A 24,146-nucleotide genomic window follows, 5' to 3' on the forward strand; every position below is an offset into this window, starting at 1 on the left:
TACCAATTAGCAATTAATAATGACCTTCATGGCATTTTCATCCGCAGCGTTCTTAAACACTTTATAAGCATGCTCAAGCTCACTAAACTTAAAGTGATGTGTGATCATCTTATCTAGTGGCAATTTACCAGAACAACACGTTTTTAAGAGCATATCCGTTGTATTTGCATTCACTAAACCTGTGGTGATTTTCAAATTCTTAATCCACAGTTTTTCTAAAGCAAAACTCACAGCTTGACCATGAACACCAACGTTTGCAATATTACCACCCTCTTTCACTACATGTTGGCAAACATCCCAAGTTTGTGGAATGCCCACAGCCTCAATTGCACAATCAACACCACGGCCATTTGTCATTTTAAGAATACTTGCAATTGGCTCTTCTTTTGCAGAGTTAATGATTTTTGTTGCACCCATTTCTAAAGCCATTTGAAGGCGATTATCATCCATATCTACAACAATCAATTCGCTTGGAGAATATAATTGTGCTGTTAATAATGCAGCCATCCCAATTGGACCAGCACCAACAATCGCCACCGTATCACCTGGCTGGACATCACCATACTGAACACCTATTTCATGGGAAGTTGGTAAAGCATCTGACAGTAATACAGCAATATCTTCTGCTAAGTTATTTGGCAGATGATACAAAGATGTATCCGCAAATGGCGTGCGAACATATTCCGCTTGTGTGCCATCGATCATGTAACCCATGATCCAACCACCACCATTCATGCAGTGGGCATTCAATTGCTTTTGACAATTTTCACAAGTACCACAGCGGCTCACACAAGAGATGATAACCTTATCACCTTTTTTGAAATTCTTAACAGCACTACCCACTTCTTCAACAATACCAACGCCTTCATGCCCTAAAATACGGCCATTAAAGCTACCTGTTTTCTCTTTGGCAGTTGTTTCAATTTCTGGGTTCTTTCCTTTCATAATGCCAAGGTCTGTACCGCATATCGTTATCGTTGTTAATTTTATAATTGCATCTGTTGGTTCTAAAATTTGTGGTACTGGGCGATCTTCAAAACGCAAATCATCCGCGCCATAATAAACCATTGCTTTCATTGTTTTTTGCATCACTAATCCTCCTTAAATAGAGTTATATAGTTATAGAGTAAGCAACTTGAATGAATCAAGATTCAAACATCATAGCGAATAAACAACGCCGATTCAAACTAATAACCATGCTTAATTGAGCATTTGTAAACCTAGCTCAAACTTAAACTCATAAAATATTTTTGACTATTTTTTGATCAGCCCAATTCAATATATATCTTTAACCTTTTTGGATTAAGGTTTGATAATTAATAATTTTTTAATTTTCATAACGAGAAAAAGACTAATTAGCATTAACATTTAAGATAAATGTATATTTGACTATTACTACTAATTGATAATAATTACCAAATGTAATTGTAAACCACCAATTTATTTTACGTTCATCCTTAAGGAATATCATGCAGTCCTATAATACAAATCTCGTTTTTAAATGCAGCATACTTGCCTGTGCTGTTGTAGCATTCTTAGCACCTATTTCATTTGCTCAAGAAGAACAAGTTAATAGCAATGAAACTATTGAAGAATTAGAAAATTTCTCTGAAGAAACATCAGCCATTGATTTATCCAAAGTTGTAGTAACTGCTGGCGGTTTCAGCCAAGAAGTTAAAAGTGCACCTGCTTCAATTTCTGTAATTTCTAAAGCAGAATTAGATAATGCGCCCTTTCGCGATGTCACAGATGCATTAAAAGATGTTCCTGGTGTTGTCATTACAGGTGGTGGTGCAAGCCAAGACATCAGTATTCGTGGTATGGCTCCTCAATACACATTAATGATGGTAGATGGCAAACGCCAAAGCTCACGCGAAACTCGTCCAAATAGTGATGGTGCAGGTATCGAACAAGGTTGGGTTCCACCATTAGCAGCGATTGAAAGAATTGAGGTTGTTCGTGGTCCAATTTCCTCTCGTTATGGTTCAGATGCGATGGGTGGTGTTGTTAACATCATCACTAAAAAAGTAGCAGATAAATGGGGCGGAAATATCCGCACAGATTTCACGCTGACAGAAAGTTCTGATAGAGGCAATACAAATACAACAGAATTTTATTTAGCAGGCCCATTAATTGCTGAAACTTTAGGTTTACAACTCTATGGAAAGCATTCAGGCCGTGAAGAAGATAAAGTTAATAAAGGCTTCCCTGAACAACGTCTACAAAACTTTGGTAGTAAATTATCTTTTGTGCCAGTTAAAGGTCAAACATTCGAATTAGAAGGTGGAATGGGCTTCCAGAAGCGCTTCAGCCATGTTGGTAAAACAATCTCTGAATTCAATGATAAAGGTAAACGCAATAAAGACTCAGAAAATAAATATAAGAGAAATAATATTTCTCTCAGATATTTAGGTGAGTTTGATGGCGGTATCACAAGTGATTTCTTAATTTCACACGAAGAAAATAACAACTATTCTCGTGATATGAAAGTGAAAAACTTTGAAGTATCAGGCAATGTGATCGTTCCTATTGAAACACATACAGTGACATTAGGTGGACAATATCGTACAGAAAAGTTATCTGATGCGGGCAACCAAATCAACCCTGATTTAAATAAAGTGGAACGTTGGGCATATTCATTCTTCATTGAAGATGAATGGTGGTTATTGGATAACTTCGCTTTAACAGGTGGCTTACGTTACGATTACGATGAGAATTACGGCGGTGAGTTTACACCAAGATTATACGCTGTATGGAACATCGATGATGTATGGACATTAAAAGGTGGTATGTCTAAGGGCTATTCAGCACCTGGTTTACGTCAATCAACAGATGGTTGGGGACAAATCAGTGGTGGTGGTATGTATGCCATTGACGGTGTGATTTTAGGTAATTCAAACTTAAAACCTGAAAAAACAACTAACTATGAAATTAGCACATCATTCACACCTAATGAAGCATTAGACATCAATGCAACAGCGTTCTATACAAAGTTCAAAGATAAAATCGAAACTACTCGTGTTTGCAATATGATTGGTTACGGTGGTACAGATGCAACTTGTATGTATAACGGCACAGAGTTCTGGTACATCGATGAGAGAACGAATGTTGATAATGCTAAGCTTTATGGATTTGAACTTGCAGCTAGATGGCAACCTATTGATACATTAACACTTTCAAGCAGCTATACCTATACCAAAACAAAAATTACAAGTGGCGATAAAAAAGGCACACCATTAAATCGCGTACCTGATCATTTGTTTAATATTAAAACTGACTGGCAATTTGCACCACAAGCCAATGCATGGGCAAAAGTTAGCTATCATGGTAAAGAGAAAGCATCTACATCACGCGGTGGACCATTAGATAAGCAATACAATGGCTATACAATTGTTGATTTAGGTATGTCATATAAATATAACAATGATACTAATATCTATGGTGGGATCTATAACCTTACAGATAAAAGAATTGATGATGATAACTATGGCAAACGTTTAGATGGCCGCCGTTATTGGATCGGTGTTAGCATCGATTTCTAAGTAAATAATTAACTTATATGAACCTAAAAATAGCACTATTTTATAGTGCTATTTTTTATTGTTGGATTTACAAGATATTGACAATTATTTGATCATTTATTATACAAAACAGCATTTTGTAAACCTACAAATTACCATGAATAAAAATTAACATATTGATTATTAACATAATTTAATAAATTTCCTATAAACATCACTATTTTCTTTAAAACCATGTAAACCATTATTGTTTGACTATTTATATTATTTAGTAATAATAATCATTCTCAAATAATTCTAATTACTTAATTTTATAGTCTGAGGTTTTAATGTCACGCAATCTTACTCTCCCCATCTTTAAACATAGCTTAGTTGCTGTTGCTGTATTTGCACTCATTTCTCCAATGTCATTCGCTCAAGAAGAAAAAGTTAATAGCAATGAAACAATTGAAGAATTAGAAAACTTCTCACAAGAAACATCAGCCATCGACTTATCGAAAGTTGTTGTGACTGCTGGTGGTTTCAGTCAGGAAATTAAAAGTGCACCTGCATCTATTTCTGTCGTATCTAAAGCAGAATTAGATAATGCACCATTTCGCGATGTGACAGATGCATTAAAAGATGTTCCAGGGGTTGTAATTACAGGTGGCGGTGCAAGCCAAGATATTAGTATTCGTGGTATGGCACCTCAATACACATTGATGATGGTGGATGGTAAACGTCAAAACTCGCGCCAAACACGCCCAAATAGTGATGGATCAGGTATCGAACAAGGTTGGATTCCACCATTAGCAGCAATTGATCGTATTGAAGTTGTACGTGGACCAATGTCATCACGTTATGGCTCCGATGCGATGGGTGGCGTGATCAACATCATCACTAAAAAAGTAGCAGATAAATGGGGTGGTAACGTTCGTACAGACTATACAGTACAACATCATTCTGATGCAGGTAATGGTAGTAACACAGAATTCTACCTAAATGGCCCATTGATCAAAGAGACTTTAGGCTTACAATTGTATGGTAAATATTCCAACCGCCGAGAAGACGAGTTTTCAGGCGGTAACCCAGAACAACGTATCGAAAACATTGGTGGTAAATTATCTTTTGTACCAGTAAAAGGTCAAACATTTGAATTAGAATATGGCTCTGGTTTCCAAAAACGGTTCTGGACAGCAGATAAATCAGCGGATAAATCATCAGATAATAAATATAAACGCAATAATGGATCACTTCGCTATACAGGTGAATTTGATGGCGGCATCATTGCAGACTTATTAGTTTCTCATGAAAAAAATAATAACTATTCACGCAACATGATTGTAAAAAATACTGAAGTGAATGGTAATGTGATCATCCCAATTGGTACACATACAATGACAGTTGGCGGACAATACATTGATGAGAAATTAAGAGACACTAATAATAAATTCAGCACATCCTCCACTCCTGTTAATAATATCGCTCGAAAAAGCTATGCAATTTTCATAGAAGACGAATGGTGGATTTTAGATAACTTTGCCATCACTGCTGGCCTCCGCTATGATCATGATGAAAACTATGGTAGCCATTGGACACCACGTTTATATGGTGTATGGAATATTGATGAAGCGTGGACAATCAAAGGCGGTATTTCTACAGGTTATAGGACGCCATCGATCCGCCAAGCAGTTGCAGATTGGGGACATGGTACGGGCGGTGGTCGTACTAATGGTGTGATCTTAGGCAATCCTAGCCTAAAACCTGAAAAATCTACAAACTACGAAATCAGTGTAAATTTTGCACCCGATGAAAATTTAGATATTAATACAACTGTTTTCTATACGCAGTTTAAAGATAAATTACAAAATGTTGAAACATGCCGTTCACCTGATTATAAAGGTAAATATAATTCTGCCCTGCACGATAAATGTCGAGCACCTAATGGCCAAATGTTCTACTTCATCCAAACTAATGAAAATATTGATGATGCAACACTTAAAGGTATTGAGTTAGCAGCACGTTGGAGGCCCGTTGAAGAGTTAACATTATCAACAAGCTATACCTTTACAAAAACAAAACAAACTAGTGGTGCCAATAAAGGTGACCCTTTAAATCGTATTCCTAAACATTTATTGAATGTCGGCGCTGATTGGCAATTTACACCTCAAGCTAACGTTTGGGTAAAAGCGAACTATCGTGGCAAAGAAACACAGTTATCACGCGGTGGTGCTAAAGGCACAGAATATCCAAGCTATACAATGGTGGATATCGGTGGATCATATAAATTCGATGATCGCACAAGCTTCTTTGCTGGGGTATATAACTTAACTAACAAGAAGATTACTGATGAAAAATATGGTAAGAGTTTAGATGGTCGCCGTTATTGGTTAGGTGTGAGTGTAGATTTCTAATCTAATTTCCTACGGATATAATCTATCATCTAACAATTCTTTTTTATTTCTTTATTTCAATTTTTAATATTAAAAATAAATAAAGCCCCTAAAATATCTTAGGGGCCTTTTTTTAAAATAGCTGCTTATAAAACTGTTGTAATACTAATACGGCCTTTTTTCAATGGTTTTTCGGGTTTTGGTATGCGCCCAATGTTAACCTCACAGTTCCCTTCAGCATCAATATTACCTTCACAAGTTGCTCCCACACCCTCAGTATTCTTTGTTAAAGAGCTATTATCTACGCCTACAATTTCAATTAGCTCATCAACCAGTTCCTTTCCCAAGTCGTCTAATGATGTAGTACTATTGTCTTCAGGAGCAGTTCCTATTAAATCTCCTGTTAAACCACCAGGTATAGTTCCCACTGAACCAACATTACTCAATCCCCCATGACCTCCACCAATTGCCTTTCCACCTGTTGAAATATTAAAAGCTAACATTTTACCAAATGGAGTATCCCGTAGACATGGGTCAGGTAAATCATTATCATTGACATCTTTCCGCTCGACTACGCCCCATGTAGAGAAAATTACACTTCGATTCAAACCATCATATTTTGGATCTTGTATCACTCGCTCACCACTATTAAGTCCATCAGAGCTTAATTGCATATACCAACCATCTAGTTTTTTATCAGGTGTTTGGTCTATAGGCGTCACAATATCTATTTCATAGCGATTCTTCTGCTGATAATCTATCTGTGTCCCATCTTTATACTTAACATCACCTTTTTTAAGATCTTTAATTGATAATTTTGCTGACAATGATAAATTTGAATTATTTATAGCTAATGCACTATTAGTTGAATTTCCATCTGATAAATTCCGATCAGTAATACCATAGATACTATGCAATACTGCTGCATTATCACCGCGATCACGCTCCTTATTTGCGGCAATACCAGTTGCAAAAAATACTTGCATTGATCCTTCTTTATTTTTTATAACTAATGGTTTTGTAGAAATAGCAGATTGTCCAATATTAGTAATAGGTGCTTTAAATAAAGCTGTTACTTTAATTTCTGAATTATCCGTAAAATCGTTTCCATTAAAATCTATTTTATATAAAGTACCTGAATAATCCCCGACATATAGCCGATCAATGATTTGTCCTCCATTAGCATCTGCCTTAACAATAATAGCAGGTGTTGCAGCACCACCACCTTGGTGGTTCAATACTATTTCATTTAATTTTTTTCCAGTATAGGCATCAATAAAATAAACTGTTGACTTGTCTGTTCCAAAACCATTACCAAAGACAGCTACAGCTTGTCCTCTCTTTTCACCATTCTGCATGATAAGGCGATTGAAATATTCAAACCCTGAATAGGTATAACCTAAATTTTCAAAACCAGGCGTACGATGCTTAGCAATACCTTCATTACTAATTTCAAACATTGGCGTCACTTTATCAATAGGATTGCTATAACTTGCTGGCAATCTTGGCTTGCGTTGACCCAATATCCAATCATTCACTGTACTTTCTTCTGATGCAAAAATACGATAGCCAACTAATCCTTTACCACCGCCCCCCATGCCAGTGATACCTAATGTTGCATAATAATTACCTTTACCTTCTTGATACACTTTAGCATCTACTAAATTAGTACGTCCTTCAAAAACTAATATTGGTTTCTGATTCTTTACTGCAATATCATTTATTTTACGGTAAGCAATCTGTGGAAAATAAGCGGTATCACGCTGTCCACCTTTTCGCTCATTAGCCTTATTTAACCCACGCTGCGCATTAATAAAGTTAATAAATCCATCATTATCACTGGCAATAATAAAGTTTTTAGGTTGCCATTGTGCCTTAAATTTTAGCCATTTAACCATCTCGTTACTCAATGGTTTGGCCATTTTATCTTTAGCAATATTAATATTAAGAATATCTTTATTAGCTAACCTAATATCCGAATTCGTAATGCTACCCATAGGTGTCATTCTTGAGCGTAAATTGTAAGGTCTAAAACTAGTACGTGTAAACTCATATAACCAATGCACATGGTAATGCCACGCGTCATTTCTAAACCCAGTCATCTCTTGGTATATATCTTTAAAATTTATTAAAGCTTTTCCAGAGTGAACACGATACAATCTAGTGCCCACAGGGTAATTAGAATAGCCTTGTTTACTATCTAAATATGTTACATAATTCCCCTGGCCGGGCTTAATTGTTGCACTAGTATTCCATAACTCAAATAAATCAATTTTATCAACCTCTTTGCCATCTTTATCAATAATTTTACCATTAGTGTATGGTACAACTGCAGAGATAATGCCATAACGCTGTCCAAACCCATATCGTGTACTATATCTAATAGCACCTAATTTTCCCATATCAGTAGGTTTTCCATCCATATATAAGCGCCCATTAATCATCTCTACTTTATATGGTAAAACATCAGCATAAACTTTATCATTCACGGCTAAAGTACTACTAGAGCTTTGAATAATGTTAGAAAATATTGAATCAAAAGAATTCAATAAATCCTCTGCTGTATACTCTAAGTTTTTACCTTCAGAATCTTTACCTGGTTTAAAACCAATACTGACACCACCAGTTGGGCCTACTAAATTTTTAAATGCAGTAGCTTGAGGGTCTAATCCCAGAGATACACTATTAAGTATGATAGGCATTTTAGTAGAATAAATAGGGTCATTCCAAGGCTTTCCTGCATCATCCAACCGTTTTTCATCCCATTGTTTTGTTGATGCATTCCAAACAGGTTTAGATGCCGTACGCAAATCTAATCCAGCAGCTAAGCGACCAAAATCATAGAAATTACTCGAAATTACTGCTCGGTAAATTAAATTTACTCCACCTATAACATAGTCATTTTCACGGCTCGACATTTTTATTTCTGATAGATAGGGGAAGTCTTGGCTAAAAATCCCATAAACCGTCGTACTAGCACTGTAACCATCACTCATATTAACAATATGACTAGGCTGACAACGATAACGCAAAGGTGTCTCATAACGATAGTAAGGATAATAACGGTTTGGTGCTTTACCTGTTGTGCTGGAACCAGCCTTCAATGGAATCGGGGCACCTCGTAAAATTTTCATTGCGTGATATAAACCTTCTCCAGTAGGTGTACCGCCAGAAGGTTTTTCTATTGCATCTAATAAAGGTTTCAATTTCAAATCAAAGTCATCTTGTTCATCATAGGCATAATCTTTCAATGGCAAAGTGATTAGACCACCTTTTTCGCCATTATCTAATAAATTCCCATTTTTATTGATCACATTGGCGCCAACAAAGGCCTTATCTCTATATCGATTTAAAATTTCTTGGACTACATAGCTTAATGCATTACCACGGGTAACTTTTAGACAACGGTTATATGGCGGTGGTTCTGTTTTACCATTAATCATACCATCATCATCTACTTTTTCTGGATCCCAGGGAACGTACTGGTTTCTTGCAGGAAAAGCATTATACATTCCCTCCTTTTCTAAATCCTTTCCCCATTTAACAGCTGCAGCATCAGATTTACATGTAGGTTGACCTTGCCCATATGCATGTTCTAGCATATAAATATCAGAAGTAGCCATAGATCCAGAATCATCCAAAACCATTTGAATATTAGATTTTGGCTGAGGCGTATTCAAAATTGGTTCTTGTGACGGTTTAAATGGTCCTGATTTTTGGGTATACCCAACAGGGGCAAATAATACCCCTAAAGCAATTAATATCTGTAAATATACATTTTTAAATTTCATCAAACTATCCTTACTTTACATTATTGATATTACTCTTAATTTTCTTTATCTTACTATATCGTAATTATTAAAATTAAAAGCTAATTTTGATCAATTTATACATAATATTTAAATATTAAATAGTTTTAACTGATAAATTTATAATTAGATTGCCAAGAATAATTGTTTTTAACTTTTAATTTACCTTCCAGTTTAAAGCGCTATTCATAGCACTTTTTTTATAACTGAGTATACTCAAAGGAATAACATAAAAATAAGATGGAATGAACATGCAACAGACATTCAAAGTCATGATATTAGGTGGCTATGGGAATTTTGGGCAACTCATTGCAACTGCCTTGAGCCAAGAAGAAAATATTTCAGTCATCATTGCAGGTCGCAATGAAAACAAGGCAAAAGCTTTGGCCAATCAGCTGAATTGTCGCTATGTAAAATTGGATGTTCATCAAGATGATCTAGTTCAAACCTTTCATGCTCATTCTGTTCAATTGGTTATTTCAACGGTTGGCTCTTTTCAAAATCAATCTTATGACATGGCTCAAGCAGCCATTAATGCGGGTATTCATTACATTGATTTAGCAGACTCTAGAGAGTTTGTTGAAAATATCGTCCAATTTGATTCCATTGCAAAAGAAAAGAATCTATTCATTTGCTCTGGTGCAAGCACTGTACCCAGCTTAAATAGCGCTGTTGTTAATCATTTTCTATCTGAGTATTCACAGTTAAATAATATAGATATTGCGCTCAGTGCTTCAGAGAAAGTGCCTGGCATTAGTACATTGTCAGCAGTGCTGAGTTATTGTGGTCAAAAATTTACAATGTGGAAAAATCAACAATGGCAAGAAGTTTATGGGCTACAAAATTTAACTCACCAAAAATTTTATCATTTACCCAATAAGCGCTGGGTTGGTAACTGTAGTGTGCCAGATCTAGCATTATTTCCTATGAATTATCCAACTGTGCAACAAGTCACTTTCAAAGCTGGCGTTGGCATTAGCATCGTACAAATTAGTTCATGGTTTGTTTCATGGCTCAAGCGATATCATCTTATAAAAGAACCACTCAAACATGTTGATTTATTCTATAAAACCGCCCAAAAATTTGAACGATTTGGTGATGGTTTAAGTGGCATGCAAGTTAAGTTAAAAGGCATAGATCATCAGCAACAACCGCTCACTATTAATTGGGAAATCATTGGCTATGACAATGAAGGCCCTAATATTCCCTGCTTTGCTTCTATTATTCTGGCGCGAAAATTAGCCAATCAAACAATAATACAATCAGGCGCATTTTCCAGTATGAATCTCATTACATTGGATGAATATCTTACTGAATTTAATACAATAAATGTTAAAACTTTTACTGATAAAGATTAGTTAAAGATCAAATCTTTAACTAATATCAATGTTAATAATTGTAAAATGAACTATTATAATAAGTAGTACTTCAAACTAAAACAAATAATTAGAGGTAAGTATCATGGCCATCAAAAACATTTTAACGTTGTGCGACCAAGATAAATTAAAAATCATTGAAGAGAATTTAGAGAAACAATTCTCTGCAATTTATAGAACATATGGCGTTTTGGCTCAAAAACAATATAAAGTCAGTTCTGAGCTGATCATCAAAGAGTTAAAAAATGCACAATATGAATTCTTTAACTATGCAGATCTATTGACTAAAGAACTTCGTTTATCGACGGTTTATGATATTTCCAACCTGCTTGCGACAGATCTTGTGCCCAACTCAACCAATAGAACCATATTCATTCGTGGATTAGGGCCTGCGATGTTTTATCAGAAAGCATTATCGCGCTTGGTTGGGATTGAAGAAAATATCGTATGGAGTGGCTTCACAACAATGCATCCTATGGCACAAGATGTTTTACCTAAATTATCCACAGACTATACTCGTTTTCTCGAAAAAGAAGAGCCAACTATTTTAGAGTTCCAAGCTGCAATCCAGCGCTCTTTTGATGAAAGTATCGATTTTTTTGCTAAGCGCATTAAGTTCACTAACTTTAAAAGTTGGTAAATTGCAATAATATACTCATTACGTTAAATAGTTACCAAGAAGCCTTCTCACCACAAATGAGAAGGCTTCAGCTTTCAATTGTTTGAATATAATATATCGCGGAGAATTATCTCATCCCTGCTTCGCCTGTCCAAAATCCAGAGCATTCATTCTGTGTTAATGGTTGTGGAATATAATCCTTGGATAACATTCTCACACGATATTGCTGAATCACATTAACAATATCCTCATCTAATGGTGATAAACGAATAATATCCACTAAACCTTCTAACGCTGAGTATTCGTTGATTAAGTTATAACAAAGCCCGCTTTGCATTTGAATGCCATTCATTGTAAAAATGCGTTGATCATCTTGCGTCAATACAGCTTTACCTGCCGGATCATGAATACAAGCAATTTCACAATCTGCTTTATCTCGCCCAACATTGCGCGCTGTGAAGCATCGTGCAGAATATGATAAAGGCAGATAGCCATAAGCTAATATCTCTTTCTCAAATTTTTGCCATATTCCCTGTGATTCACATTCTTTTTGAATGGCACTCAACCATTCTTGCGAAAGCTCCACAGGAAAGCACCATCGTTGCATGCCATTACGTAGCATCACAGCCAAAGCTTCTGCATTGTAGATATTTAAAGCATGCCCTACCACAAATGGTAATTGATTTTCCACACACAGATTAATGACAGAAAAATCATTGGCTTCAATCATAAACTCACCATTACTCACAGCTTTTTTAACATCCAACAATTTAGATGGACTATCCACCAATGCTAATGATGTTAAAATAACTTCTTTGCCATGTTTCTTGAGCTCTTGACCGATCTCAAGCCAATCATTGAGTAAAAGTTCTTGGCGCTTTGCACAGACCATTTCACCCAAATAAACAATATCTATATCACTCATTTTGATGGTATCATAAAAATCATAAACTCTAGTTTTTCCCCAACAATAAAGAATCGGGCTTAATGATAATTTCATACGACTTTTCCTTCTTCTTTATTGCCAATGGCGATTATAAGCACCTAAAGTGGTTTGCTTACCTTCTGAAATTTCACTCAATGCTTGATCCCATTGTGCTTTCACTTGAAAGTCATTGGGTGATTTTTGATAATAATCGATTGCTTCTCGCCATGTTTTGGCAACTTTAGCAACGTAAGCTGGGCTGCGTTGGCGCCCTTCTATCTTCACTGATGCAATGCCCATTTTGAAAAAATCAGGAATCAATGAAATTGTATTCAAACTCGTCGGTTCTTCCATCACATGATAGAGAGAATCTTCGACATTGAATCGCCCTTTACATAAAGTCGGGTAACCTGCATGCTCAGATTCTGAAAAGCGATCAATCAAAATATTATTCAAACGTGTCTCTTTACCGCCATTTTCAATTTCTCGCCATTCTACAAATTCCGCAGGTGAACATGCACCTGCGGTATTCGGTGATTTACCTGTCGTATAAGATGATAAATAACAACGTCCTTCTGCCATGATACATAACCCACCAAATGCAAAAACCTCCAATGGAACGGGAGATTCTTGTGCGAGTTTTTTTACTTGATGAATGGGCAAAACACGAGGAATCACGATCCGCTTAACATTAAATTCACGCTGATAAAATTTAATGGCTTCGAGATTGGTAGCTGAGGCTTGTACGGATAAATGTATTTCCATCTCAGGATGTTGATTGGCAACATAATCCAAATTAGCAATATCTGCCAATATCAAAGCATCAACACCTTCTCCAGCTGAGCGATCAATAGCACTTTTCCAAACATCAAAAGAAGAAGGATTCACAAATGTATTAATTGCAACATGCAGTTTTTTACCAAAGCTTTTCGTTGTTTTCACTGCTTCTTGTAATCGTTTTTCTGTAAAATTTAACCCTGGAAAATGGCGAGCATTGGTTTCATCTTTGAGACCAATGTAGACAGCATCTGCACCATTTTCAAATGCAGTTTTCAGAGCAGGTAAATTACCCGCTGGGCATAATAATTCCATAACGCCTCATTTATGATTAATATCAAAATGCTATTAAGATAGATTGTTTACAGTATGAGTGGTTTGATTGGAATCAATTTTGAGGTCGTTATGCAAATACCCGCTCAAGTTTCAAAGCATTTACCTGATATTTTGCCAAAACTGTGCAAATATCATTTGAAGATAATGCCGAATCAATTAAAAATTCAATGCATTAATATTGCCATGAATCATTTCTTTAAAGAGGCAATTGCTGAAGGTGAATTGGATTTTTTAGAGAATAAAACTTTTCAAATTAACGTGGATGATATTCATTATTCAACAACCATCACATTACGAAATAATAAGCTGGTAGCATTGGATGCTAATGAAAAAGCTGATGTCATATTAAAATCAACATTTAATCCTTTGGTTTTATTAATCTCCAGAACAGAAGATCCTGATACATTATTCTTCAATCGTGCTTTAGCAATCGAAGGTAAGACAGCTTTAGTTTTAGAAATTAAAAATTGGCTAGATAGCTTAGACTTTGATCTATTGCCAAAAACGATGCAAAAAGCATTAATTAATTATAGTGAAATGCTCTAGATATAAAAAATCCCGCTATGCGGGATTTTTTATTAAATAATTTATTAATACTGATTTAATATTAATTATAGCACTAATTCACCTGACCAAATTTTACCAATCACTTCTAGCGTTTGATTCACACCTTCACGTGCAGGCTTACGACGAACAGATGTATAAGCGATGATATGGCCATCTTCATAGTTTGGGCTTGCTGTTGCATAAACCCAATAATAACGACCATCTTTACGCAAGTTTTTAACAAAACCACGCCAAGGCTTACCTGATTGAATCGTATCCCATAAATCTTTAAAGATCACAGGTGGAACATCAGGATGACGCAAAATAGAGTGTGGTGAACCTACTAACTCTTCTTCTGTCCATGCAGACATATCCACGAATGCTCTATTAGCGTGTGTGATAATACCGCGTGTATCAGTTCTCGAAACAATCAAGCGACCATCTGGATAAGGCACTTCCTCATCCACAACATAAATTCGACGCTGGAAGCCTTCATAATACGTCAAAGTCTTTTCTACATACTCTATTGTACCTTGAGGTAAATCGGAAAGTTCCATGTTCGGTGGAATTTTGTAGTCTACATTGTTATCCATAGATGATTCCTTATATACACAAATTATTTAATTATATTATGACGTACATACCACAATCACAAACGTTAAAAGGTATTTATTTTCTCTATTTGATTCCTATCAATACTAAGTTCTATAAACTTTTCCTGTCACGATATGCTGGATCTTTGTTGCTTGTGGAATCCCACCTAATCTACCTGCAACAACACCAGTCACTTCAGAATCAAAAAATCTTAAAGCATCCTCTTCTAACATTATAGCAGGTTCTCCCTGAATGTTAGCACTCGTTGAAATTAAAGGAGCACCAAAACCTTCACACAACGCTTTTGCCACAGGATGCGTTGTTAATCTTACTGCTAAATCAGACGAATCCCCAGATAAAACATCTGGACATTGATCTGTTCTTGGCGCTAACCAAGTATGATGAAAACCAAAATCCATAGTTTCCATCAATGCTTTTTGCTCTTCGGTTAATGGCAAAATCCAATCTTGTAACCTTTCTAATGAGTCAGCTAAAACAATCAGGCCTTTGCTTAACGGTCGCCCTTTGATTTCACAAATTCTTTTGGCTAATTCTACATTTCGTGCATCAGCGCCGATGCCATACACGCCCTCTGTAGGATAAAGGATTAGTTCTTGACGAACTAATGCTTCAATCCCTTCTTCCACTGTTAATAACTTGCTCATGACCAACTAACTAATAAATAAAAGGTTACCGATATAATATAACGTAAATGATAAAATAATTGAAACAGGTAATGTTAATACCCATGCCATTAAAATACTACGCACTGTCGATCCTTGCAAACCGGATTTATTCGCAACCATTGTTCCTGCAACTGCACTTGATAAAATGTGCGTTGTTGAAACTGGTAAACCCAAATAGCTTGCTGAAGCGATCGAAACACCTGCTGTAATCTGAGCACTCATGCCTTGGGCATAAGTCATCTCTTTCTTACCAATTTTACCACCAACAGTTTCTACAACTCTTCTCCAGCCAATCATCGTGCCGCAACCTAACGCTAATGCCACAGCGAAAATCACCCAAATTGGTGCATATTGAGTTGTCTTTGTTAAGTTCTTAGAAATGCTCTTATAAGTTTTACGATCAGCATCAGATAAATCCTCTGCTTTTTCTAACTTCTTAGTCACATTGCCTAAACACAAAACTTCGTTACGCACAGACCAGCGTTGATCCGTTGTTAACTGATCATAGCTAGTAATGCCATCCAATAAACCCACTAATTTCTGTGCATGTGCAACCATTTCAGATGGCTCACAGCTGAAAAGTGTTTGTTCTACTTTTTCAGGCCTTGGGAATAACTTTTCCATCACATCTTTATTTTTATCATAAGAAGTGATGATCAATTCTGCAGCAATTTTAGTCTGCTGAATGTCATAAACATCCGATTTCATGTTCACAACAAATTGTGCTGGCACAATGCTGAACAATACTAACATCACCAAGCCAATCCCCTTTTGTCCATCATTTTGACCATGAGCAAAGCTCATGCCCATTGCTGAACAAACTAAACAAAAACGCGGCCAGAATGGCGGACGCTTTTTCTTTTCGATATTATGGCGAATATGTGGTGTTTTATGGATATTACTTTTAGGCTTCCATTTCAATAACAATAATAGAAATAAACCTGCAACACCAGCACCAATCAATGGTGAAAATAGTAATGAGAAGAATACATCATAAGCTTTCGCCCAGTTCACACCTTCCACTAATGAGCCATGCTCAATCAATGCATTTGCCAAACCAACGCCTAAAATTGATCCGATCAAAGTGTGAGAGCTTGAAGCAGGAATACCAAAGTACCAAGTACCTAAATTCCAAATCAACGCTGCAACCAACAATGAGAAGATCATAATCAATCCCTTCGTTGAGTTTGCCGTTGCTAATAATTCCATTGGCAATAGATTTACAATCGCATAAGCAACTGCCAAACCGCCCAATGCAACACCTAAAAAGTTAAATATGCCAGATAAAAAAACCGCCATGCCAGGCTTCATTGATTTGGTAAAAATCACTGTCGCTACAGCATTGGCGGTATCATGGAATCCATTTACAAATTCAAAAGCTAGAACAAGTCCGACAGAGCCAATCAAAATTAAAATGACATGCCAATCAAGTCCAGAAAAAAATTCAGCCAACATAAAAAAAGCTCTTTCAAATGACGAAAGAGCCTATTGTAATACAAAATGCTAGCGATGTTTAGCGCATTGTCACCAATTCTTCTGCAGAAGTTGGATGTAACGCAACTGTGTCATCAAAATCTTGCTTCGTTGCGCCCATGCGAACTGCAACTGCAAAGCCTTGCAACATTTCATCCACTTGTGGGCCAATCATATGAACACCCACAACTTTTTGTTCATCACCCACAACAACTAATTTCATTGCTGTTTTTACAGGATGTGGCGTAAAGCTTGAATACATAGAAGTAAATGATGTTGTATAGCATTTTACTTTCTCATATTGAGCTTCTGCTTCCGCTTCTGTTAAGCCAACAGTACCAATTGGTGGATGGGAAAACACAATACTTGCGATATTTTCATAAGGTAAATAACGACCTTCTTTACCACCATATAAACGATCTGCTAAACGGCGTGCCGCTGCAATTGCAACTGGTGTTAATGAGAATTCACCAATAATATCACCCAATGCAAAAACACCTTTTACATTAGTTTCTTGATATTGATCAACTGGGATCACACCATCTGATTCCATTTTAATGGAAGTATTTTCTAAACCAATGTTGTCTGTATTCAGATCACGACCAATCGCCCAAATCACTTGTTCAACTTCTGTGCGACCATGATTAGAAACAACGACTAAACCATTTGCAGTTTTTTCGATGGCTTCAATCGTAGAATTTGTATGGAATGAGAGATTTTTTTCTAACTCTAATTTCAACTCATCCGTTACAAAGTGGTCAAATGTTCTCAATACATTTTCTTTACGGCAGAATAAATGTGACTCAGTGCCTAAACCTTGCATCAATTGTGCAATTTCTACAGCGATGTAACCCGCACCGATCACAGCAACACTTTTAGGTTGCGTTTCTAATGCAAAAAACTCATCTGATGTAATGCCAAATTCAGCACCTTTGACATCTGTAGGAATTTTTGGACGACCACCAGTTGAGATTACAATGTGATTAGCAGTATAACGTTCACCATTCACTTCGATTGTATGATCATCAATGAACTTTGCAGCACCTTCAATATAATCGATGCCTAAAGATTCAATGTAACCGCCATACCAATTTGTGATGCCACCAATATAACCATCACGCTTCTCTTTCAATGTTACCCAAGAGAAATTTTTCAATTCAACATCAAAGCCATAACCAGATGCATTGCGAATTGTGTCTGCAACATGAGATGCATTCCACATGATCTTTTTCGGTACACAGCCAACGTTCACACATGTGCCACCAACCATACCTTTTTCAATCACTAAACATTTAGCGCCATAACTCACAGCACGCTCTACAACGGAAATTCCTCCTGAACCAGCGCCAAGAGCAATTACATCATATTTCATTACTTATCCTTTTTCTCTGGGTAATATGTTTGGAATAATGGTACAACTTCAACAACACCAGAAACGCCACGCGCACGGTCAATCACTGGCTGCATTTCAGATGGTTTCAATAAGCCCATTAAATAAACAATGCCTCGCTCCGTCACAACCTTAACATTACCAGCATAAAAGTCAGGTGCGATATTCAACAATGCAATTTCACCTTTAACTTTCGTAGTTAAGAAAGTATCTTGCGAACGTTCACCAAATGATGATGCAGGTGCTATCACCAGTTCATTGTAGACATTTGTTACACCTGGGATTTTTTTAACTTCATTTTCTAAAGTTAAACCCACTTCTCGATTGTGCACTTCACCCGCTAACAGCACAACGTGATTGTAACTAACCTTGTTAATGTGATTTTTCGAGCCATAAGGCAGGTCACGTATAGCCTTATCCACTTTCAATTCAATTTCTTGATCTTCAAGCATAACTGCGTTTGATCGACGATCCGCCATAATGACACCTGTTGTGCCAACTGCACCAAATACTAATAATGGCGCACAGCCAGATAGGGGCAAAATCAATGCCCCTAACAAAATTGTTAATAATTTTTTAGATTTCATAACGATCCAATTGATTATTCAATCAGGAATTTTTTCAACTTCGTCATTGCTTGCGCTTCAATCTGACGAATACGTTCTGCTGACACACCATATTCAGCAGCCAATTCATGCAATGTTGGCTTTTTACTGTCATCTGTTTCCATCCAACGGCGCTGAACAATATCACGACTACGATCATCCAAGCTCGCCATAGCATTTGCTAAAGCTTCTAAGCTTTTCTGTTCAGTATCATCTTGTTCAACTTGTACTAATGGATCCATATTTTCATCTGCCAACCATTCTGATGGTGAATAATGTTCATTGTCATCATCACTTGTGGATAAATCAAACGAAACATCATTAGAAAACAAGCGCGATTCCATTCTTTTCACTTCATCGACGCTAACATTTAAATCCGCTGCGATATTCTCAGCTTCATTTTCATTGAGCCAACCTAAAGATTCTTTAGATGAACGCAAGTTAAAGAATAATTTACGTTGTGCTTTAGTTGTTGCCACTTTAACAATTCGCCAGTTACGAATGACAAAGTCATGAATTTCTGACTTAATCCAATGAACAGCGAACGAAATCAAGCGAACGTTGTAACTTGGGTCAAAGCGTTTCACTGCTTTCATCAAGCCAACATTCCCTTCTTGTACTAAATCTACTAATGGCAAACCGTAACCAGTAAAGCCTTTAGCAATATGAACAACAAATTTTAAATGTGCTAAAACTAATAATTGTGCCGCTTGAATATCATTTTTTTCAATCAAACGCGTTGCAAGCTCTTTCTCTTCTTCTGCACTTAAAGTTGGGATATCTGCGATTGCAGAAGCATATGCACTGAAGTCATCACTGACAGCAGGCAATGAATTAGCTCTTAAAACTAAAGATTTATTCATTAAACCTCCCTTAAAATTTGACAGACTATTATATCATAAATCTATGATGACATAGTCTCTTATTGTCTTCTATTATCTTTTTACTATGCTTACCATAAGTATAGTCAATAATTACATTTTTTGGTAACATCAAGCCCTAAAAATGCTACGCGCATTGCGTAAATTTTACACAACAAACAATGGTTTTGGAGGAATTATGACCAACGATAAGGTTAAGAAAGAAGCAGAATTTAGAAAGGCAGCATTGAATTATCATCGCTTCCCGAAACCCGGTAAGGTTGAAGTCATCCCTAGCAAACCTGTGAGTGATCAACGCGATCTTGCACTCGCATATTCTCCTGGTGTTGCTTATCCTTGTGAAGAAATTAAAGCGAATCCTTTATCTGCATTAGATTACACGGCTAAAGGTAACTTAGTTGCAGTGATCTCCAATGGTACCGCTGTATTAGGCTTAGGTAATATTGGTGCTTTAGCAGGCAAACCTGTGATGGAAGGTAAAGGCGTTCTATTCAAAAAATTTGCTGGCATTGATGTATTTGATATTGAAGTGGATGAACAAGATCCAAAAAGATTCATTGAAGCTGTTGCAGCATTAGAGCCAACTTTTGGTGGCATCAACTTAGAAGATATCAAAGCACCAGAATGTTTTGAAATCGAAGCTGAATTGAAAAAACGCATGAAAATTCCTGTTTTCCATGATGATCAACATGGTACAGCGATCATCGTTGCTGCGGGCATCATGAACGCATTGAAACTTGTGAACAAGTCTATTGAAGGCGTCCGCTTAGTGACAAGTGGCGCAGGCGCTGCTGCATTAGCATGTTTAAATATGCTGGTCACAATGGGTTTAAAGAAAGAGAACATCTTAGTTTCAGACATTGATGGCATCATCAATACACGTCGCCCTGAAGAAACTTTGAATAAATACAACAAAGAATATCAACGTGAAACGCCTCACAATACTTTGGCTGAAGCAATCGCAGGTGCTGATATTTTCTTAGGTTTATCTGCACCACGTCTTTTGAATCAAGACATGATTAAATCAATGGCAGATAACCCAATCATCTTTGCATTAGCAAATCCTGAGCCAGAAACTCGCCCTGAAATTGTTCATGAAGTTCGTTCAGATGCAATCGTTGCAACAGGCCGATCTGACTATCCGAACCAAATCAATAACGTATTATGCTTCCCATTCTTGTTCCGTGGTGCACTAGATTGTGGCGCAACCGAAATCAACGAAGAAATGAAAGTTGCTTGTGTGAATGCAATTGCAAAACTTGCTCAACAAAGTGCAAGCATCAATGTTGGTAGCCGTAAGAGCCAAACTGCTCGCTTTGGTCGTGATAGCATTATTCCTAAGCCATTTGATTCACGTTTGATCATCGAATTACCAATTGCTGTTGCAAAAGCAGCAATGGAAACAGGCGTCGCAACTCGTCCTATCGAAGATTTAGCTGCATATCGTGAAGAGCTCACAGCTTTAGTTTATCGCTCATCCATGATCATGAAGCCTTTGTTTGATGAAGCAAAACATAACTATCGAACAATTGCCTATGTTGAAGGTGAAGATGAGCGTGTATTGCGCGCGGCTGAAATCATTCATAATGAACAAATTGCAAACCCTGTGTTAATTGGCCGTGCAGATGTGATTCAAGCTAAATTGGCTGAATTATCCATCAGCTTGCCAACTAAAGTGTTGCAATCTGAAGAAGAAATTTCCCACACTGAACGTGAGTTTGTACAGATCATTGATTATCGTACTCCGCCACATTTAGATGCTTGCCATAAAGGTTACTATGCAAAAATGGGACGCAAAGGCTTAACATCTGATTGGGCTTATCACCGTTTACAAATGCGCCCGAACGTTTTAGCTGGCATGTTATTGGATCAAGGTTTCATTGATGGCATCGTTGCAGGTACTTTAGGTCAATACAAAAACCATTTAGAACACATTACAGATACTGTGGGCTTGAAAGATTCACACAACAAACCTTCTGCTGTGAGCATCCTATTGGCGCAAGATGGTCCATTATTCTTCACAGATACTCATGTGAATGAAAATCCAAGTGCTGAACAATTGGCTGATATTACTTTAGCGGGTGCTAAAATCGTTGAACGCTTTGGCTTAAAACCTAATATCGCATTGGTTTCTCACTCTAACTTTGGCTCATTTGATACTGAATATTCACTCAAAATGAGAAAAACATTAGAAATCTTAAAAGAGAAAGCACCAACTTTATCTGTGGATGGTGAAATGCAACCTGAATTGGCACTATTCAAGTACTATCGCGATGAATATTTGCCAACAAACAAGTTGTCAGACAATGCGAATTTATTGGTATTCAGCAACATTGATTCTGCAAACGTTTCTTATAACCTTGCAAAATCAATTACAGGCAGCGTTGTGGTTGCTCCGATCTTAACAGGATTTGCAAAACCTGTTCAGATTTTGACAAACATTGCGACTGTGCGCCGTGTTGTGAATATCACAGCAATTTGTGCCACTGAATAATATTTAGCAATAAATCCTCAAGTTCGCAAAATTATCCTTTACAATATAGTGTAAAGCCGTTATTTTGCGAACTTGTCTCAAATTTAGGATCGATAATAAATATACTATGAGCTCTATGCGTACAACTCTTCTGATTCCAATCGTTTTGATCATCGCTGCTTGTTCTAGTTCTGGCACATATACTGTTCGACCAGGCGATTCATTGAGTAATATTGCGAGTCGTCACAATATGTCTGTGGCTGATCTCAGTCGTATGAATAATATCTCCAATCCTAATCATATTCGTGTTGGGCAAACGCTTAAAACACGTGGTGGCACAAAGGTTAAAGATACTCGTGGCAGTAGTTCTAACTACTCTTCTAGTAACAATTACAAAGTCCCACCTGTTAATAAAAATACTGATCATAGTGTTCAAGCATCATCCACATACACTAATCAACCAATTCCAAAAATGGGCGGCTGGCACAAACCAACGCAAGGTAAAGTTGTTCGCTCATTCAATCCAAATCTACCTGGTCACAAAGGCGTGCAAATCTCTGGTAGCTTAAACCAACCAGTCAACAGCGCTAATAATGGTGTTGTGGTTTATGCAGGTCAAGGCAGTGGCGGATTTGGACAATTAGTCATGGTGAAACATTCTAATAATGTTTATACCGCTTATGGCTATCTATCTTCTGTCGCAGTTCGTGAAGGACAAAAAGTTTCCAGCGGGCAAAAAATTGGCACAATGGGTGCAAGCCCTGAAGGTAAAAGTATTCTACACTTTGAAGTTCGTGTAAATGGTAATCCTATCAATCCATCACGTTATGTGAACTTATAGAGTCAAAACTATCTGAATAACTCAAGGGATAGTACAAATCCCTTGAGCATATCGCCACCTGATCTTGAGCCAATACTAAAAACATTCTGGATTGCATCGTCCAATGCTTTTGAATCATGATGACAAATCACTTCACTCAATGCCATTAACCATTCATTGAATCGCCCTTCTGCTGCACATTTTAACATTGCATAGCTAATATCATTCGTTCTATCGTGGCTGATTGCTATAGCTTTCTGTATTGCTTCTAATAAATCTATATTTCTTCGAGATTGAATATAGCAACCTAATAAAAACCCCACTAAACGATCATCACCTGATGGCGTTAAACCCAATCCTAAGCCAATATTGCGCTGAATACACAGGATCACATCATCATAGTTTTTAGCTTGGATAGCTTGACACAAAGCCCGATGATTATCATCCAATTGATAATAAATTTTCTTCTCTATCTCTTGCAGATCACCATTATTCAGACTTAAAAACAGGTGGATCGCAAGGATTGCATCGCCATTCACTTTAGATAATTTTGGAAACTTTGGGTGCCATATTTGAAGATCTTCTCGGATCAGTAAATTAATATTTGTATTGGATAATAATAAACCCTGAGAAGATTTAGTAAGCATTACAGATTCATTTAAAGCCCAATTATCAAAAGATTCAATATCCACGATCAAAGTATTTGGGCCATTTGGCAAATCTTCAGATAAGAATGTGACCATTTCACCGTCAGCATTCATCCAATTGATGGCATGGCTGAATCGGCTGTGCAATCGATAGGCAAATGATTCACAACTCTGCCATTGATGCGTTAAACATTCATCCATTGATAGAACTGTATGATTCATATCTTGAGCCTTGAAATTAATAATATAAATATATACATTATCTGACAATCAATTTGCGCAATCAACGCTATAAT

At 36.8% G+C, this 24,146-nt stretch carries 18 protein-coding genes; 7 read left to right on the forward strand and 11 right to left on the reverse strand.

The features are described 5' to 3' along the window. Positions 1–6: 6 nt before the first annotated feature. A complete protein-coding gene (locus tag BZK16_RS01505) occupies positions 7–1,077 on the reverse strand; it encodes a zinc-dependent alcohol dehydrogenase family protein (protein ID WP_408645556.1) in 1,071 nt (356 codons plus the stop codon). A gap of 392 nt (positions 1,078–1,469) precedes the next feature. On the opposite strand from BZK16_RS01505, the gene BZK16_RS01510 reads away from it, so the two are divergent. Then, the gene (locus BZK16_RS01510) at positions 1,470–3,542 is read left to right on the forward strand and encodes a TonB-dependent receptor domain-containing protein (protein WP_077927134.1); all 2,073 of its coding nucleotides are present in this window, start codon (positions 1,470–1,472) and stop codon (positions 3,540–3,542) included. A gap of 308 nt (positions 3,543–3,850) precedes the next feature. Further along, positions 3,851–5,914 (forward strand): TonB-dependent receptor domain-containing protein, encoded by a 2,064-nt coding sequence (locus BZK16_RS01515; protein WP_077927135.1) that lies wholly within the window; start codon positions 3,851–3,853, stop codon positions 5,912–5,914. Between the two features lie 125 nt (positions 5,915–6,039). On the opposite strand, the gene BZK16_RS01520 is transcribed toward BZK16_RS01515, so the two are convergent. Beyond that, the gene (locus BZK16_RS01520; protein WP_077927136.1) at positions 6,040–9,684 is read right to left on the reverse strand and encodes a pilus assembly protein; all 3,645 of its coding nucleotides are present in this window, start codon (positions 9,682–9,684) and stop codon (positions 6,040–6,042) included. Between the two features lie 269 nt (positions 9,685–9,953). On the opposite strand from BZK16_RS01520, the gene BZK16_RS01525 reads away from it, so the two are divergent. Next, positions 9,954–11,060: a saccharopine dehydrogenase family protein gene (locus tag BZK16_RS01525; protein ID WP_158076781.1), complete on the forward strand. Its 1,107-nt coding sequence runs from the start codon at positions 9,954–9,956 to the stop codon at positions 11,058–11,060. A 103-nt stretch (positions 11,061–11,163) separates the two neighbouring features. Beyond that, complete coding sequence (locus BZK16_RS01530; RefSeq protein ID WP_077927138.1) at positions 11,164–11,718, forward strand: hypothetical protein; 555 nt, start codon at positions 11,164–11,166, stop codon at positions 11,716–11,718. A gap of 106 nt (positions 11,719–11,824) precedes the next feature. Here the strand turns inward: BZK16_RS01530 and BZK16_RS01535 are convergent, their stop codons facing one another. Next, complete coding sequence (locus tag BZK16_RS01535) at positions 11,825–12,697, reverse strand: U32 family peptidase (protein ID WP_077927139.1); 873 nt, start codon at positions 12,695–12,697, stop codon at positions 11,825–11,827. Between the two features lie 18 nt (positions 12,698–12,715). Continuing rightward, the gene (ubiU, locus tag BZK16_RS01540; protein ID WP_077927140.1) at positions 12,716–13,714 is read right to left on the reverse strand and encodes a ubiquinone anaerobic biosynthesis protein UbiU; all 999 of its coding nucleotides are present in this window, start codon (positions 13,712–13,714) and stop codon (positions 12,716–12,718) included. A gap of 90 nt (positions 13,715–13,804) precedes the next feature. Here ubiU and ubiT point away from each other — a divergent pair, with 90 nt between their 5' ends. After that, positions 13,805–14,281, forward strand: a complete 477-nt coding sequence (ubiT, locus tag BZK16_RS01545; protein WP_158076782.1) for a ubiquinone anaerobic biosynthesis accessory factor UbiT — start codon at positions 13,805–13,807, stop codon at positions 14,279–14,281. A gap of 65 nt (positions 14,282–14,346) precedes the next feature. On the opposite strand, the gene BZK16_RS01550 is transcribed toward ubiT, so the two are convergent. The 6 genes from BZK16_RS01550 to rpoH form a co-directional block, all read right to left on the reverse strand. Beyond that, positions 14,347–14,874, reverse strand: coding sequence for a PAS domain-containing protein (locus BZK16_RS01550; protein ID WP_077927142.1), 528 nt, complete (start codon positions 14,872–14,874; stop codon positions 14,347–14,349). A gap of 105 nt (positions 14,875–14,979) precedes the next feature. After that, a complete protein-coding gene (locus BZK16_RS01555; protein ID WP_077927143.1) occupies positions 14,980–15,540 on the reverse strand; it encodes an L-threonylcarbamoyladenylate synthase in 561 nt (186 codons plus the stop codon). A 6-nt stretch (positions 15,541–15,546) separates the two neighbouring features. Next, entirely contained in the window at positions 15,547–17,013 is a 1,467-nt protein-coding gene (locus tag BZK16_RS01560) for an inorganic phosphate transporter (RefSeq protein ID WP_198932426.1), read from the reverse strand. A 61-nt stretch (positions 17,014–17,074) separates the two neighbouring features. Continuing rightward, positions 17,075–18,406, reverse strand: a complete 1,332-nt coding sequence (gene gorA, locus BZK16_RS01565; protein ID WP_077927145.1) for a glutathione-disulfide reductase — start codon at positions 18,404–18,406, stop codon at positions 17,075–17,077. Further along, entirely contained in the window at positions 18,406–19,011 is a 606-nt protein-coding gene (locus BZK16_RS01570) for a BON domain-containing protein (protein WP_077927146.1), read from the reverse strand. Before BZK16_RS01570 ends, gorA begins: the two co-directional genes overlap by 1 nt. 14 nt (positions 19,012–19,025) lie before the next feature. Then, positions 19,026–19,892: an RNA polymerase sigma factor RpoH gene (gene rpoH / locus BZK16_RS01575; protein WP_077927147.1), complete on the reverse strand. Its 867-nt coding sequence runs from the start codon at positions 19,890–19,892 to the stop codon at positions 19,026–19,028. 196 nt (positions 19,893–20,088) lie between these two features. On the opposite strand from rpoH, the gene BZK16_RS01580 reads away from it, so the two are divergent. After that, on the forward strand, positions 20,089–22,404 hold the full coding sequence (locus BZK16_RS01580) for an NADP-dependent malic enzyme (RefSeq protein ID WP_198932421.1): 2,316 nt from the start codon (positions 20,089–20,091) through the stop codon (positions 22,402–22,404). Positions 22,405–22,519: 115 nt separating this feature from the next. Further along, positions 22,520–23,224 (forward strand): peptidoglycan DD-metalloendopeptidase family protein, encoded by a 705-nt coding sequence (locus BZK16_RS01585; RefSeq protein ID WP_077927148.1) that lies wholly within the window; start codon positions 22,520–22,522, stop codon positions 23,222–23,224. A gap of 8 nt (positions 23,225–23,232) precedes the next feature. Here BZK16_RS01585 and BZK16_RS01590 read toward each other — a convergent pair whose 3' ends face one another. Beyond that, positions 23,233–24,072 (reverse strand): DUF2877 domain-containing protein, encoded by an 840-nt coding sequence (locus tag BZK16_RS01590; RefSeq protein WP_077927149.1) that lies wholly within the window; start codon positions 24,070–24,072, stop codon positions 23,233–23,235. Positions 24,073–24,146: the final 74 nt, after the last annotated feature.

This window comes from Wohlfahrtiimonas populi (genome assembly GCF_002006795.1).
GTDB lineage: Bacteria > Pseudomonadota > Gammaproteobacteria > Cardiobacteriales > Wohlfahrtiimonadaceae > Wohlfahrtiimonas > Wohlfahrtiimonas populi.

What these genes read in the sequence shown, in the direction of transcription:
- BZK16_RS01505 (WP_408645556.1), bottom strand. Translation starts at nt 1,077, where the DNA reads ATGAAAGCAATGGTTTATTATGGCGCGGATGATTTGCGTTTTGAAGAT.
- BZK16_RS01510 (WP_077927134.1), top strand. Translation starts at nt 1,470, where the DNA reads ATGCAGTCCTATAATACAAATCTCGTTTTTAAATGCAGCATACTTGCC.
- BZK16_RS01515 (WP_077927135.1), top strand. Translation starts at nt 3,851, where the DNA reads ATGTCACGCAATCTTACTCTCCCCATCTTTAAACATAGCTTAGTTGCT.
- BZK16_RS01520 (WP_077927136.1), bottom strand. Translation starts at nt 9,684, where the DNA reads ATGAAATTTAAAAATGTATATTTACAGATATTAATTGCTTTAGGGGTA.
- BZK16_RS01525 (WP_158076781.1), top strand. Translation starts at nt 9,954, where the DNA reads ATGCAACAGACATTCAAAGTCATGATATTAGGTGGCTATGGGAATTTT.
- BZK16_RS01530 (WP_077927138.1), top strand. Translation starts at nt 11,164, where the DNA reads ATGGCCATCAAAAACATTTTAACGTTGTGCGACCAAGATAAATTAAAA.
- BZK16_RS01535 (WP_077927139.1), bottom strand. Translation starts at nt 12,697, where the DNA reads ATGAAATTATCATTAAGCCCGATTCTTTATTGTTGGGGAAAAACTAGA.
- ubiU (WP_077927140.1), bottom strand. Translation starts at nt 13,714, where the DNA reads ATGGAATTATTATGCCCAGCGGGTAATTTACCTGCTCTGAAAACTGCA.
- ubiT (WP_158076782.1), top strand. Translation starts at nt 13,805, where the DNA reads ATGCAAATACCCGCTCAAGTTTCAAAGCATTTACCTGATATTTTGCCA.
- BZK16_RS01550 (WP_077927142.1), bottom strand. Translation starts at nt 14,874, where the DNA reads ATGGATAACAATGTAGACTACAAAATTCCACCGAACATGGAACTTTCC.
- BZK16_RS01555 (WP_077927143.1), bottom strand. Translation starts at nt 15,540, where the DNA reads ATGAGCAAGTTATTAACAGTGGAAGAAGGGATTGAAGCATTAGTTCGT.
- gorA (WP_077927145.1), bottom strand. Translation starts at nt 18,406, where the DNA reads ATGAAATATGATGTAATTGCTCTTGGCGCTGGTTCAGGAGGAATTTCC.
- BZK16_RS01570 (WP_077927146.1), bottom strand. Translation starts at nt 19,011, where the DNA reads ATGAAATCTAAAAAATTATTAACAATTTTGTTAGGGGCATTGATTTTG.
- rpoH (WP_077927147.1), bottom strand. Translation starts at nt 19,892, where the DNA reads ATGAATAAATCTTTAGTTTTAAGAGCTAATTCATTGCCTGCTGTCAGT.
- BZK16_RS01580 (WP_198932421.1), top strand. Translation starts at nt 20,089, where the DNA reads ATGACCAACGATAAGGTTAAGAAAGAAGCAGAATTTAGAAAGGCAGCA.
- BZK16_RS01585 (WP_077927148.1), top strand. Translation starts at nt 22,520, where the DNA reads ATGCGTACAACTCTTCTGATTCCAATCGTTTTGATCATCGCTGCTTGT.
- BZK16_RS01590 (WP_077927149.1), bottom strand. Translation starts at nt 24,072, where the DNA reads ATGAATCATACAGTTCTATCAATGGATGAATGTTTAACGCATCAATGG.